Annotated in this window: 12 protein-coding genes; 9 read left to right on the top strand and 3 right to left on the bottom strand. The window is 52.7% G+C overall.

Going from position 1 to position 13691, the window contains the following annotated elements:
* Window positions 1-3 precede the first annotated feature (3 nt).
* From FFV09_RS14815 to FFV09_RS14830, 4 genes are all read left to right on the top strand, one after another.
* Entirely contained in the window at window positions 4-2376 is a 2373-nt protein-coding gene (locus FFV09_RS14815; protein WP_170315038.1) for a dynamin family protein, read from the top strand.
* A gap of 119 nt (window positions 2377-2495) precedes the next feature.
* Window positions 2496-3593 carry a hypothetical protein gene (locus FFV09_RS14820; RefSeq protein WP_212635441.1) on the top strand — a complete coding sequence of 366 codons (1098 nt, stop codon included), beginning with the start codon at window positions 2496-2498 and terminating at the stop codon, window positions 3591-3593.
* On the top strand, window positions 3577-4497 hold the full coding sequence (locus FFV09_RS14825; protein WP_141448547.1) for a hypothetical protein: 921 nt from the start codon (window positions 3577-3579) through the stop codon (window positions 4495-4497). Before FFV09_RS14820 ends, FFV09_RS14825 begins: the two co-directional genes overlap by 17 nt.
* 1 nt (window position 4498) lies before the next feature.
* Window positions 4499-4831, top strand: coding sequence for a hypothetical protein (locus FFV09_RS14830; protein ID WP_141448548.1), 333 nt, complete (start codon window positions 4499-4501; stop codon window positions 4829-4831).
* Window positions 4832-4882: 51 nt separating this feature from the next.
* Here FFV09_RS14830 and FFV09_RS14835 read toward each other — a convergent pair whose 3' ends face one another.
* Window positions 4883-5347: a GNAT family N-acetyltransferase gene (locus FFV09_RS14835; protein WP_141448549.1), complete on the bottom strand. Its 465-nt coding sequence runs from the start codon at window positions 5345-5347 to the stop codon at window positions 4883-4885.
* Window positions 5348-5579: 232 nt separating this feature from the next.
* Between FFV09_RS14835 and FFV09_RS14840 the strand changes: the two genes are divergently transcribed.
* Together FFV09_RS14840 and melA are read left to right on the top strand one after the other, a co-directional pair.
* Window positions 5580-6524, top strand: a complete 945-nt coding sequence (locus FFV09_RS14840; RefSeq protein ID WP_246098351.1) for an AraC family transcriptional regulator — start codon at window positions 5580-5582, stop codon at window positions 6522-6524.
* A gap of 173 nt (window positions 6525-6697) precedes the next feature.
* Window positions 6698-8218, top strand: a complete 1521-nt coding sequence (gene melA, locus FFV09_RS14845) for an alpha-glucosidase/alpha-galactosidase (protein ID WP_141448550.1) — start codon at window positions 6698-6700, stop codon at window positions 8216-8218.
* Between the two features lie 476 nt (window positions 8219-8694).
* Here melA and FFV09_RS14850 read toward each other — a convergent pair whose 3' ends face one another.
* Window positions 8695-9327 carry a DJ-1/PfpI family protein gene (locus tag FFV09_RS14850; RefSeq protein WP_141448551.1) on the bottom strand — a complete coding sequence of 211 codons (633 nt, stop codon included), beginning with the start codon at window positions 9325-9327 and terminating at the stop codon, window positions 8695-8697.
* 308 nt (window positions 9328-9635) lie between these two features.
* Between FFV09_RS14850 and FFV09_RS14855 the strand changes: the two genes are divergently transcribed.
* The 3 genes from FFV09_RS14855 to map all read left to right on the top strand — a co-directional run bounded on the left by FFV09_RS14855 (window position 9636) and on the right by map (window position 12946).
* The gene (locus FFV09_RS14855) at window positions 9636-10016 is read left to right on the top strand and encodes a cupin domain-containing protein (protein ID WP_141448552.1); all 381 of its coding nucleotides are present in this window, start codon (window positions 9636-9638) and stop codon (window positions 10014-10016) included.
* Window positions 10017-10039: 23 nt separating this feature from the next.
* Window positions 10040-12079, top strand: a complete 2040-nt coding sequence (locus FFV09_RS14860; RefSeq protein ID WP_141450482.1) for a GTP-binding protein — start codon at window positions 10040-10042, stop codon at window positions 12077-12079.
* A gap of 117 nt (window positions 12080-12196) precedes the next feature.
* On the top strand, window positions 12197-12946 hold the full coding sequence (gene map, locus FFV09_RS14865) for a type I methionyl aminopeptidase (RefSeq protein WP_141448553.1): 750 nt from the start codon (window positions 12197-12199) through the stop codon (window positions 12944-12946).
* Between the two features lie 141 nt (window positions 12947-13087).
* Here the strand turns inward: map and FFV09_RS14870 are convergent, their stop codons facing one another.
* On the bottom strand, window positions 13088-13636 hold the full coding sequence (locus tag FFV09_RS14870) for a hypothetical protein (protein WP_141448554.1): 549 nt from the start codon (window positions 13634-13636) through the stop codon (window positions 13088-13090).
* Window positions 13637-13691 lie beyond the last annotated feature (55 nt).

Here is a 13691-nt window from a genome sequence, read left to right on the forward strand (position 1 = left end):
CAGTTGAAGGGAATATTAGAAAAACACAAAGAAGTCGCTTCTTATTTGGATATTACGAGCGATATTCATTTTTTGAACCAATTGATCAAGCAAATAGAAAGTGAAACATTTTATATTCCGGTAATCGGTCAATACTCAGCAGGTAAAACCAGTTTTTTGAATGCTTTATTCAAAGTTGATTATTTGCCTACACGAGGAACGGAAACGACTTCTTTTGCCACTTTTATTGCATACGGAGAACATGATCATGCCTTAGTCGAATACAGAGATGGAAATATGAAAGAAATTACAATAGAAGAATTGTCTCTTTATCGACATGGAGAAAGCAACCCCGAATTGGTGAATATCAAAGCCTTACATTTAAAAATTAAAGATCCAATATTGAAAACAGGCGCGATTTTTGTAGATACTCCAGGACTTAATACTCTCGCGCAACACCATGAAGAGACAACATTGAACGTCATTGCTCAAGCGAATTTCTTGATTTACGTAATGGGTAAATCGCTCACAGATTACGATCTCAAACTTTTTCGTCAGGTAGAGGAGAACGGGATCGACTTGATCCTTATCAGAACCAAGTTAGACGAAGTTAAAAGCTCGGAAGAGAATCTTGAAGAGCTTATTCTGCAAGAAAAAAAGAAAGTCCAGCAAGAATTAGGGGCTTCTCTTTGTTGGTTCGGGATAAGTACTTATCCTGAATGGTTGCAGCAACCATCTTGGAGCCGACGTCTGAACGAAATCGGTAATTACCTAAAATATGATGTGGCCGCAAAAATGGGACAGATTAAAGAAAGATATATTCAACATCAACTTACGTCTCTGACTTCTGAATGGGTAAAGCAACTCGAAGAAAAGAAAGCGACTGCTCAGGCCGCAACTCGTTTGGAAGAACAACAGATTCAAAAACAGATTAATTACCTAGAAGAGCAAGCCTTAAAGCAAGAGAGAACGATGCTGGAAAATTCGCGAGATATTCATAATCATTTAGTTACTTTCTCATCACAAGTAATTAGTAAGATTACGTATTTGAAAAACGAAGCTTCTGAAAGTTTTGAGAATAAAATGATGAGGCTGCCTGATCTGCATGCGATGCAACAACAAGCTCAAACTCTTGCTACCAAGGAAATCGGGATTTACTTGAGCGAGGTGAAATCCATGTGCCAAGCATACTCGCATAAAATGATCGAAGAAGGATACCGAAAAGCTGGAGTAGAACTTCATGAAATTTCAGAAGAGATCAACGATAGTTTGAATCTTGAATTTTGTCCGGAATTGGAGCTGCCCAGTCCCGAGCAGTTGGATCGTTCCGGTCAGCGTAAAGTAGAGGAGCTAACCGAGGCGCTGGAATCTTTGAATGAAGCCTTACATTACGATGAGTTGGAATTAAGCGAATTAAATCAGAATAAAGAAAAATTGCGTTCGACTTTAAACAAATCTAAGCAAGCCGTTGTAGAGGTGAAGGGGGAACTTGAAAAGTTAGGTTCTTTTGATGCTCCGATGAAATGGATAGAAGGAGACAAAAAAGCATCTGAAACTATGAAAAAACTCGGCAGCGTATTAGATATGCTCACTGTGTTCATTCCTACTACAGCCCCTATTAAATTAGCCGGTCAAGCCGGCAAAATAACAAAAACGATGCAAATAGCAGCGAAAGCTTCAGAGGTTGCCAAAACCGCTCAGACCCTAAACCAAGGCTTTGAAATTGTAGAAGAAATGATGCAACATAAAAAAAACCAAAAAGGAAGCCAAGTGCATCCGAAAAGTCCGGGACTTTCATTTGTTAATAAAGGAACTGCCCTTGATATAATCAAAAGTATTTCTTTGGAATACTGGTTTGAGAAAACAGGGAATCTTTTTGACACCCCTTCTTATTATGAGATTGATCGAGAAGCGCATGAGTCGTATTCGAAGCAAAAAAAACGGTTGGAAGATCGTCAGCATGAGGCGATACATCAGCAAATGATCGCATTGCAATCTAATAGTTTAATCCATAATCAAGAATCGAAATTGAAAAGACGACAAGAAATTAATACGAAAACGCAAAAAGCTCTAGCCAGACAACTTGAAGCTGCCAGTGAACAGGCCAAGAAAGACGGACGGATGAATTACAGCCTGCAGTTGAAGATATTGTTTGAGCAGGAAATTCAGCGTCTTAACCAGACATTGCTTCCCCAAATCGAAAAATTTTACAAAGATCGTGCCAATATGATCGTATTGGAGGCTATGGCCGGAGTTCAGAAACGAATTGACGATCTCAAGAAAATGCTCAGTCAAACTTTGGTTGATAAAAACAAAGCTCACGAACAAATAGAGCAAAGTCTTGCACAGTGCAATGACTACTTGAACTGGATACGTAATCTTGAGGTCAAAGCGTGATTCAGTTGAAGCGAATATTACAGACGTACACTCCAGTTATAATTGGCGGTATGTTGGATGCGTCAGAACGCTATGACTGGTTCAGAAACCTGATTCGAGTTGGATTCGGAAATGTGTCGATGATTCAAGAAATTGAAAAAGATGAAGGAGATATTCCTCTGATTTTCTTTTCAGATAAGCAGCCGTCTTGCTGGATTGAAACAATCGAAGAAACCTGGTTACCATGGACGGAGCCGCTTCAAGATCAAGCATCTATTCAGGCTAAATATTTCTCGGTATCAGACCGTGTGCTTCCTGACGGTTTTGTGTTCATTATGCTTCCTTCATTCAGGAAAAGTTCGTATGTTGACCTTTCGGAATCACGATTATTTCGTAGTAAGGATTGGAGAACGGAAGGATCACATTTACTTTGGATGGATAGTTTTCCTTTTGTTCAAGCGAGTTCGTTGAAGATTTTTGAAGATCTGAGCAGGCAGATGCGTCCTATTCGAAAAACGATCGGAATATTACAATCTTCGCGTCGTTATGCCTATTCAGATCTGGAAATGAAAGTCTCGCTCGAAGAACGATCGGCTGCGGAGTGGAAAAGGCAAGTCGTTTGCGACGAGCAGATTATAATCGGTTCTGAAGAATTCGACCATCGTTTTTTTGCCTCTTTTTTATATCTACGCCCTGATCGGCTTCTAAAAATTGAAGAAGAAGTTTACGAAGAAATCAATCAAAAACGTCGATTTTTCGAAAAGTATGTTCGAGAAGATTATTCGATAGTTTTAGGTGAAATGCAGCCTGATACCATCGCTCTTATTTTCGAGTATGAGAGTTGGAGACAAACGGCTCCAACCGATCTTGTAGAATATTGGAATCAAAGAACGTCCCGTCTGATAGTCCATGAATTGAACGAAAAGATTATGGAATTCATAGCGTTTAAGATAGATGGGACTGAGATATATTCTCTTAAATCTTATTTTCAGCCTTATATAGACGAAGTATGGAAGGCAGGTTTTTTATTGATTTCAAGTAGGCTTGGGAAAATAAACTTGTCTCCTTCACTGTCTCAATTCGATTTCATGCCTGCTATTAAGTCATTGAAAATTCGTTATATAGAGCAGCTTAATGAAATCATTAAAGTTTCTATGTACAACGTCATACAAGATTCTATTCAAAATCATTACGATTTATGGAAAAGGGGGACAAAGAAAGATGCATATGAATGCTAAATGGATAACGAGTCTGGGCTGTTTTATTTTCACTTTTTCTTTACTATTTCCTTCTTATAAGGCTTATGAAGGTATAGGTTATGTAAGTATCGCTATCAGTTCACTAATTATCGGTTTTTTGAGTTATACCATGATTGAAGGACTGCAAAAAAATCAGGCTGCCCGCCTTGCGAGGCATCAGCAGCTTGTTGTTTCGCTTCAAGAAGGGCAGGCGAAAAGGGACGTCCAATATGATCAGTTTCAAGATTTTTCCAGAAATATGCAACAAAATATTTTACAGACCATAGAAGGAATGAAAGAGTTCCAGAACAAATCGATTCAAGAATTATCCGAATTCAGTACAACGATAAACCAATTGACATTGGAACAACAAGAACAAACCAAGAAAATCTCGAAAAAATTGAGCGAGTTCACCTCTCGATTAACAGCTTTGTTTGAGGAGCGATTAAAAGAAGAATTTGCCGATTTGAAAGTAATCAAAACTGGAATCAATCATACTTTGGAAGAAATGAGAGCGGAGAATTACCGTAGTCAGAAAAGGCATGACGAACATTTCGAAGAGAACAAAATTATATTTAGTGGATTGGCCTCTAAGCTTGAAGGGCTATATCAAGAAGAACAACGTAATTCTCGACAGCATTGGTCTGAAATTAAAACAACAGTTCAGGATACTTTAGAAGATACTCAGAATTCCTTGGAGAACGTTATGAAATCACAAAGGAAAGATTTGCGTTCTATAATGGAGGAAGTTGGCGAACACCAACAAAACATTTTGGAGGAAATTTTAAATCAAAGCAAAATACAGGGCGATCATACGGAATTACTAAGAAAAGTGCAAGAAGAAATTTTGCTGATGAATCATGAAGATATGGAACTTATGTCTAAAGTGCTGGAGAGGATCTAATATGATGCTTTCTCAGATTTCGGAAGTCCATATTTATCGAGCGGCTCTTTTAAAAGTGATGTATGAGTACGTCAAAAGCTTGCACGATAAGCCGTCCAATCGCTATAAATTGAGTCTGCTCCGCACAATAAAAAGCGAAGAATCGGTAAAAATTCAAGAAAATTTATATCTCTTTGATCAGATCACCGCAAGCATCTTAAGAAATGCTGGGAATGGAAATCTCAAAAGAGCTTTTCACTTTTTGGTTGTATTGAACTGGCTGACGCAGCAGACGCAAAAGCAGATCGATTCTATAGATTTTCTGGAAGTTCTCTTGGAACAAAAAAGAAATTAAGGCGCTTCATATAGCGAAGGCAGAGACTTTAGAATAAAGTCTCTGCCTTCGTTATATGTTCGACAGCTTTTTGCTCATAAACAAACTATACGGGTCCAGCTCATAATCGCCAAACGGCCCGCATTCCGCGAATCCGTGCTTCTCGTACAGCTTCCGTGCCGGCAGGAACGCGTCCATCGAGCCCGTCTCCAGACTGATCCGTTCGCAGCCGCGTTTGCGTGCTTCCCCGATCGCGTGGATCAGCAGCTTCTCCGCCACGCCTTTGCGCAGATGCCGGGTATCGGTCTTCATCGATTTGAGTTCCACATGGCCGGCGTCCAGTTCCTTGATCGCGCCGCAGCCGAGCAGTTCCCCGTCTTCCCAGGCGGTCCAGAACGTAATCCCGGGTCTGCGCAGCTTGTCCAGATCCAGCGCGTGAATGCTCTCGGGCGGCGAATGCAGCGTCATGCTGTGCAGATGGTCTTCCAGCAGCGCGGCGATTTCGGGTCCTTGAAGGTCGTCGATTCTGATATGCATGAAGTTCGCTCCTCTATAATTCATCGTCTATGCGTAAATCTTACCCCGAAACGTTTCGCCCCGCAAGGATGAAAGCTTACGCGAGAACGGGTTTTGCCCGGATTGCGTTCGATTTCTCTTTTTCAAGACAGAATAGCTTACATGTATAAAAAAGCGGGACATCCGGCGGAGTTGACCCTCTGCGGGGCGCGTTATAAGGTAGAACAAAAAGCGCCGACGGGAGGGGAACGAAGTGAGCGAAGCAAGCGGAAGCCTGTTCGGGGGCGAGCTGCTGGAGAGCGGGTACGGCCCGAGGTTCCACGCCTATTACTACAAACAGTGGAAAGCTTACCGGATGGATTACCATCGCCACGACTGCATGGAGATCATGTACCTGATGACCGGCAGCTGCATCGTGGACGTCATGGCCGAAGAAGGGCGCGAAGAGCGCCATAGGTTAAAAAAAGGCGAGCTCATCCTGCTGGACGCAAACGTCCCGCATCGGCTGATCGTCGAGGAAGGCACGCCCTGCCGGATGCTGAACGTGGAATTTTCCGTCGCTCCTCTGGCGCCCGGCGACGAGAGCGCGCTCAGTATCGGCATGCTGGCCCGCGAAGAGCCGCCGCTTGCGGAACTGCTGGACAGCCCGGCGGCGAGTCTCGTCCTGCATGATCCCGAAGAAGTGCCGCATACGCTCAAATCGCTCGTGCTGGAGCTGGATCGCCGGCAGGGCCGGCAAAACGTGATGGTGCGGCTGCTGTTCGCCGAACTGCTGCTGCGGCTCGCCCGGCTGCGGGTGGAACGGCTGCACACCGGTCCCCAGCAGGCTTCGCATTACGTGCGCGCCGCGATCGAATACCTGCACCAGAACTACGACCGCGGCATCCGCGTCCCGGAAATCGCGGCCGCCGTCAATCTGCATCCCGGCTATCTGCACCGCCTGTTCAAGCAGCATACCGGGCGCACGCTGACGGATTACCTGAACGCGCTGCGCATGGACAAAGCCAAGATGCTGCTGACCGGCAGCGCCGTTCCGGTCGCCGAAATCGCGGACTACGTCGGCATCGCCAGCCGGCCGTATTTCCATCTCCTGTTTCGCAAGTACAGCGGCTGCACGCCGACGGAATACCGGGAAGGCGCCGAGCCCGACTCCTGGAAAAAAGGACGGAGCGGCGCGGAAGAAGCCGAAGGCGGCTGACCGCTGCTCGGCTTCGGCGCACGAAAGTGAGAATTTTTAACACATATCGCCGCAAGTGGTCACAATATTGATAACGCTTTCCAACCCCCTCCTGCTAAGATGGGCATGCAGGTTAATCTCAAGCCGCCGGATCAGCCGGATCATTGACCGAAGCGGCGAAAGGGGCAAAAGGGATGTCTTTCAAAGTGACTTTTATCGGAGCGGGCAGTATCGGATTCACGCGGGGGCTGCTGCGCGATCTGCTCAGCGTGCCGGAATTCGCGAATATCGAAGTCTCGTTCATGGATATCGACCGCCGGAATCTGGACATGGTGACGGAGCTGTGCCAGCGCGACATCGACGAGAACGGGCTCTCGATCCGTATCCGTCCGACGACGGACCGGCGCGAAGCGCTGGAAGGTGCCAAGTACGTATTTTGTACCATTCGGGTCGGCGGGCTCGAAGCGTTCGCCACCGACGTGGATATTCCGCTCAAGTACGGCGTGGACCAGTGCGTCGGCGATACGCTGTGCGCGGGCGGCATCATGTACGGGCAGCGGGGCATCGCCGAGATGCTGGAGATCTGCCGCGATATTCGGGAGCAGGCCGCGCCGGACGTGCTGCTGCTCAACTATTCCAATCCGATGGCGATGCTCACGTGGGCCTGCATCAAATACGGCGGCGTTCGCACGATCGGGCTGTGCCACGGCGTCCAGCACGGACACCATCAGATCGCGGAAGTGTACGGACTGGACAAAAAAGACGTGGACATTATCTGCGCCGGCATCAATCACCAGACGTGGTACGTGTCCGCCAAGCATAAAGGCCGCGACCTGACGGAAGGGCTGCTGGAAGCGTTCGAGCGGCATCCGGAATACAGCCGCACCGAGAAAGTCCGGATCGACATGCTGCGCCGCTTCGGTTATTACAGCACCGAATCGAACGGGCATCTGAGCGAATACGTGCCGTGGTACCGCAAGCGCAGCGACGAGATCAAGGACTGGATCGATCTCAGCAGTTGGATCAACGGAGAGACGGGCGGCTATTTGCGGGTATGCACGGAAGGGCGGAGCTGGTTCGAGACCGATTTTCCGAACTGGCTCCGGGACCCGGCGTTCGTCTACGGGTCGGAGCATCGCGGCGAAGAACACGGTTCCTACATCGTGGAAGGCCTGGAGACGGGGCGCGTCTACCGCGGACACTTCAATACGGTCAACGGCGGCATTATTCCGAACCTGCCGGCCGACGCGATTATCGAAGCGCCGGGCTACGTCGATCGCAGCGGCATCTCGATGCCGGTCGTCGGCGATCTGCCGCTCGGCGCGGCCGCGGTATGCAATGTGAGCATCTCCGTGCAGCGTCTGGCGGTTGAAGCGGCCGTAAGCGGCGACGACAAACTGCTGCGCCAGGCGTTTATGCTGGACCCGCTCGTCGGCGCGGTCTGCAACCCGAAAGAGATCTGGCAGATGGTCGACGAGATGCTCGTAGCCGGAGAGCCGTGGCTGCCGCAGTACGGCGGCGCGATCGCGGCGGCCAAGGCGCGCCTCGTTTCCGGCGACCTGATTCCGACGCGCGCAGACAGCGAAGGCGCGGCACGCCTCAAAGTGAAAACGGTCGAGGAGATGCAGCAGGACCGCGAAGCGGCGAACAAAAACGCCGGCGAGTCCGACAAAGGCAAAGACCGGGAGAAAGTGCAGTCGCCGCAGGACGTCTAACGAATCCTCATATCGCTAATCCCGCTTTTTCGGCCATTTCGGAAATGTAACGAATCCTCGTAACGTTATTCGCTTCTTTTGGGCCGAATCGGGCCGTTTGGAGACCATTAGCGTGATAACGATTCGTTAGATTCGGAAAAAGGCCCAAAAGCCTGAAATAGCGTGACGACGATTCGTTAGCGTGCGGCGCAGGCGTGGCGTTTGCATATTTGGTTTGATAGGCAGCGGCGAAAATAGCCAGCAGCGAAGAGGTCAAGCGGCGAAGAGTCGGAACAGCGACCATCCGCGATACGGGAAAACAAAAAAGCGAAAGGCTCCACTTGAGTGGAACTTTCGCTTTTTGGCGCGCTCGGCCGTTTGGCCGAAGGTGCTTCATTTATGCGGCTGCACCAGCCTCTGCTGCGCCAACCGCCGCTGCACCAGCTGCCGCTTCACAACGGCCGCGCCGCCAACGGCCTTGCAGCCCGGCGGCACGTTTAAGCCTGCGGCTGCATCGTTTCCATCAGGGCGTAGAAATGGCGCGTCTCGCCGGTGCTGAAATAGTTGTACCACGCGTCCAGCGTGTCTTCGCGGAATACGCCCAGCAGCGAGATCACCTCGCGGGCGAGCGGGATTCCGCCGGTCGCCCCGGCGGTAATCAGCTGGCCGTCCGAGACGACAAGCTCGTCCTTGTAGTGGGCGGAGCCTTTGTAGGCCGGGCAGAACATGCTCAAATATTCCGGCGCGTTGCTCGTATGCGGCCGATGATCGAGCAGGCCGAATTCGGCCAGCGCAGCTGTCGCTCCGCACATGGCCGCCACGCGGCCGCCCGCATTCAGCAGGTGTTCGGCTTTTTCGATCACCGGCTTATGCTTGGGGTCCTGCCAGGCGTTAGCTCCCGGCAGGAGCAGGATCGCCGACTCTTCCGCTGCGATCTCGTCTACCGTCAGATCGGGCAGAATCGTCAGGCCGCCGAGGGTGGTGATGCGGTCTTTGGAAGCTCCGACCGTTCGGACGGGCAGGCGGGTACCGGCATTTTTGAAATATTGACCCGAATTCAGCTGCGCGGTGACCAGAGCCAGTTCCCAATCCGCCATCGTATCCAGCACGTACATATAAGCGTATTTCATGGAGTCCTCCTTGGGGATCCGTTTTACGGATCGCGTATACCCTTATCTTAGACGGGTAACAAGGACAGCATACTGTCCAGATCCAAATCCGGTTTCGGCCGAAAAATGAAGTGCGTATCTGCACAGTCGGGAATTCCGGTCATGCCCCGCCCGATCGGAAAATGCGCATACCGAAAACGACGGGCCGCTTACGCTCGTGGAGTCGGCTCTTTTTGATATAATCGTTTTAGGAATCGTTTTGGTTATCCTCGACAGAAACGAAACGGCCAAAAGCGTCGAATGAAATTTTGAAAGGAAGTGCGGGAATAATGAATATATGGGATCCGGTCAACATCAGGCAAGAACTGGACAAACTCGAGGAACACTGGTCGCCCCGGGTGATCGGCAAAGTAAACGACCCGTATATCAAAGTGGCGAAAGTGCAGGGCGAACTCGTCTGGCACAAACACGATGACGAAGACGAGATGTTTCTGATCGTGTACGGACAGCTGCTGATCCAAATGGAAGACCGAGGCGACGTCAAGCTCGGTCCCGGCGAATTCTGCGTGGTGCCGCGCGGAGTGATGCATAATCCGGTAGCCGAACAGGAATGCGGATTGGTGTTGATCGAGACGGTCACGACCCTGCATACCGGCGGTACGGAATCGCCGCTGACGCGTTCGATCGAAGAGCAGGAGGGGAAGCGTTGAGCGACCGGCCGCCTTCCGTGCGCATGAACAAAACAATCGGCATGCTGGCGCACGTGGACGCGGGCAAAACGACGTTCGCCGAACAGCTCCTCTATCACACGGACAGCATCCGGGCCCGGGGACGGGTCGATCACCGGGATGCTTTTATGGACAGCCACGACATCGAGCGGGCGCGCGGCATCACGGTGTTCGCGGGGCAGGCGGTCATGCGCTACAACGGTTCGACCTACTATCTGCTCGACACGCCGGGACACGCCGATTTCTCGGCCGAGATGGAACGCGCGCTGCGCACGATGGATTACGCGGTGCTGCTGCTGAGCGCGGTGGAAGGGGTGCAGGGGCATACGGAGACGGTGTGGCAGCTGCTGCGGCGTTACGGGGTTCCGACGTTCTTTTTTATCAACAAAACAGATCGGGCAGGCGCGGACGTGCAGCGGGTGACGGACGAGATTCGCAGTCTGCTGACGCAAGATGCGTTCGATCTGACGGAGGCGGCGGAAATCGAACAGACGGATGACGGGGAGGAAAATACCCAACAGCTGCCGCCGGTCAACCTCTCCGAATCGCTCAAAACGTTTCTGGCCGAGCGCGACGAAGACCTGCTGGAAGGGTATCTGGACGACCGGCTGACGGGGACCGAGTGGACCGAAGCGTTGATCCGGCTGATCTCGGAATGCCGCGTGTACCCGTGCCTGCACGGGTCGGCGCTGCTGGATATCGGCGTGACCGATTTTCTGCGCCTGTTCGACCGGCTCACCGTCACGGATTACGCCGCGGCGGATGAAGACGAAGACGCGCGCAAGCCGTTCGCCGGCCGCGTCTACAAGATCGGGCACGACGAGAACGGAACCCGGCTGACGTATATCAAAAGTCTGCAAGGTTCGCTCGGCGTGCGGGAATTCGCCGCGTACGCGGATCGCAGCGAAAGTGCGGAACGACCCGGCGTGCGCGAAGAGAAAATTACCGGCATCCGCGTCTACAGCGGCGACCGGCATACGCAGGTCGATCGCGCGTACGCCGGCGAGCTGTTCGCCGTGACCGGACTGACGGAAGCGCAGGCCGGAGACGGAATCGGCGACCTGCCGCACGAGCCGGTCCCGTTCGAAATGGCGCCGACGCTGACGGCGAGCGTCTCGCTGCCGCGCGAGCTTCCGGTCAAGGACGCGCTGCGCGTATTCCGGATGCTGGAAGCGGAAGACCCCGCGCTCGGCGTCCTCTGGGAAGAAGAGCTGCAGCAGCTCCAGATCCGCGTTATGGGCGCTATTCAGCTTGAAGTGCTGACCGCCGTGCTGCGCGAGCGGTTCGGTCTGGACGCGGCGTTCGGCGCGCCGGAGATTCTGTACCGCGAGACGATCGCGGCGCCGGTGACGGGCTACGGGCATTTCGAGCCGCTGAGGCATTACGCCGAGGTGCATCTGCGCATCGAGCCCGGCGAGCGGGGCAGCGGCGTAACGTTCGCGGACGATTGCCACGCGGACGACCTGTCTGTCGGCTACCGCAACCTGGTCGGGCAGTACGTGACGGAGCGCGAGCATCACGGGCTGCTGACCGGCTCTCCGCTGACCGACGTGAAGGTCACGCTGCTCACCGGCCGGGCGCACAACAAGCATACGCACGGCGGCGATTTTCGCGAAGCGACGCTGCGCGCGCTGCGGCAGGGGCTGGAGCAGGCGGACAACGTCCTGCTGGAGCCGTGCTACCGCTTCCGCATCCGCGCGGAAGCCGAGCATCTCGGCCGGATCATGCACGACGTCCAGCAGGCGTACGGGACCTTCGATCCGCCGGAGCTGAGCGAGACGCACCTGAGCCTGACCGGCCTCGTGCCGGCCGCCTCGTTTATGAATTATGCCGTCGAACTGGCGTCCTTTACCCGGGGCAAAGGCATGCTGAGCCTGACCTACGGCGGCTACCGCCCCTGCCACAACACGGACGAAGTCATCGCGCGGCGCGGCTACGACAAAAACGCCGATCCGCTGTACACGTCGTCGTCGATCTTCTGCGCCAAAGGGGCCGGTTATTCCGTGCCGTGGGACGAAGCGGAAGCGGCGATGCATTTGTTGTAATCCGCTGCACCCGAATAGGTGCTTCATCTGCCGACGGATTGCACCATTTTTCAAACGGCGTTATCCTTATAGAAGTACGGTATTTTCTTAAATCCATAAGGAATCGAGCGATAAATCATGATTACACTCAAAAGCGAACGCGAAATCGGGATGATGGACGCGGCGGGAGACCTGCTTGCGGCCTGCCACAAAGAAATTGCCAAAATGATCAAACCGGGCGTCACCACGATGGAGATCGACCGGTTCGTCGAGAAGTTTCTCAAGCAGCACGGCGCGACGCCGGAGCAAAAAGGATATAACGGATACGAATACGCGACGTGCGCGTCGATCAACGACGAAGTGTGCCACGGCTTCCCGCGCCGCCAGCCGCTCAAGAACGGCGATCTTGTCACGATCGACATGGTCGTCAACCTGAACGGCGGACTGGCCGATTCGGCCTGGACGTACGCGGTCGGCGACGTGTCGGCGGAAGACAAGCGCCTGATGGAAGTGACGCTGCGCGCGCTGGAACTGGGCATCGAAGCGGCGGTCGCGGGCAATCGCCTGGGCGATATCGGCTACGCGATCCAGAGCTACGTGGAAGGCGAAGGCTTCTCCGTCGTGCGCGAGTTTACCGGACACGGCATCGGGCCGACTATCCACGAGAAACCGCAGGTGCTGCATTACGGCGAGCCGGGCAAAGGCCAGCGCCTCAAGGAAGGCATGGTCATCACCATCGAGCCGATGGTCAACGCCGGCGTCTGGCAGACGTCGCGCGACGCCAACGGCTGGACGGCGCGCACCGCGGACGGCCGCAATTCGGCGCAGTACGAGCACACGCTTGCGATCACCGCGGACGGTCCGCGCATTTTGACTTCGCAGGACTAGGCGCGGCAATACGTGAATAGAGCGCGGCATCGCAAAAAAAGAGCACGGAACCCGATCCTCGATCGGCGTCCGTGCTTTTTGGCGCTGCGGTCGAACCGGGATTCGGCGCGCTCTCTTTTAAAAAGGAAACGTCCCGAAGTCTCAGTTCTCCGCAAGCCCCAACTGCTCGCGCAGATGGGCGATGACCTGCTCTTCGCCGAACACGTCTTCGTCCGACATCGCATGGGCATACAACAGCGTGCGCCCGTTGACGTCGAAGTAATCGGCATGCACGTAAAAGTCGGGTCCGTTCGGCACGAACGGCCGCTCGTCGATCTCGACGTAGGCGCTCGCGAAGACGTGTTTCTCCGTGTAGCTTTGCTCGCCCCAATCCTTCAGAATCGGCAGATAGACGGACGCGAACTCGCCGCCCTGCGGGTTTTCAAGAATAGAGACGATCGGGTCGTGTTCCCACACGCCCAGACCTTTGCCGTCGAGCACGACGATGCCCATCCGTTCTTCGTTGGCGAGCAGCATCAATTTGGTCGGATGCTCGGCGTCGGTCGAATAGCCTTCGTCCACGATCGCGTCCCCGGCCTCGAAGCCGTACGTGCGCAGATTGGAAGACAGGTTGAAAAAGAAAAAATAGGCGACCAGCAGGGCGGCTATAGCCACGACAAGGGTAAGCTCAACGCTCCTGCGTACTCTCATGCGATCCCTCCTTCGTTTGATCGGGCCATAGGAACGGAACGGTCCGTTTGGAAAA

It is taken from the genome of Saccharibacillus brassicae (genome assembly GCF_006542275.1).
GTDB classification, from domain to species: domain Bacteria; phylum Bacillota; class Bacilli; order Paenibacillales; family Paenibacillaceae; genus Saccharibacillus; species Saccharibacillus brassicae.

Excerpts from the sequence above, each read along its gene's own strand:
- FFV09_RS14820 (WP_212635441.1), top strand. The coding sequence starts at position 2,496 with ATGATTCAAGAAATTGAAAAAGATGAAGGAGATATTCCTCTGATTTTC.
- FFV09_RS14825 (WP_141448547.1), top strand. The coding sequence starts at position 3,577 with ATGCATATGAATGCTAAATGGATAACGAGTCTGGGCTGTTTTATTTTC.
- FFV09_RS14830 (WP_141448548.1), top strand. The coding sequence starts at position 4,499 with ATGATGCTTTCTCAGATTTCGGAAGTCCATATTTATCGAGCGGCTCTT.
- FFV09_RS14835 (WP_141448549.1), bottom strand. The coding sequence starts at position 5,347 with ATGCATATCAGAATCGACGACCTTCAAGGACCCGAAATCGCCGCGCTG.
- melA (WP_141448550.1), top strand. The coding sequence starts at position 6,698 with ATGTCTTTCAAAGTGACTTTTATCGGAGCGGGCAGTATCGGATTCACG.
- FFV09_RS14850 (WP_141448551.1), bottom strand. The coding sequence starts at position 9,327 with ATGAAATACGCTTATATGTACGTGCTGGATACGATGGCGGATTGGGAA.
- FFV09_RS14855 (WP_141448552.1), top strand. The coding sequence starts at position 9,636 with ATGAATATATGGGATCCGGTCAACATCAGGCAAGAACTGGACAAACTC.
- FFV09_RS14860 (WP_141450482.1), top strand. The coding sequence starts at position 10,040 with ATGAACAAAACAATCGGCATGCTGGCGCACGTGGACGCGGGCAAAACG.
- map (WP_141448553.1), top strand. The coding sequence starts at position 12,197 with ATGATTACACTCAAAAGCGAACGCGAAATCGGGATGATGGACGCGGCG.
- FFV09_RS14870 (WP_141448554.1), bottom strand. The coding sequence starts at position 13,636 with ATGAGAGTACGCAGGAGCGTTGAGCTTACCCTTGTCGTGGCTATAGCC.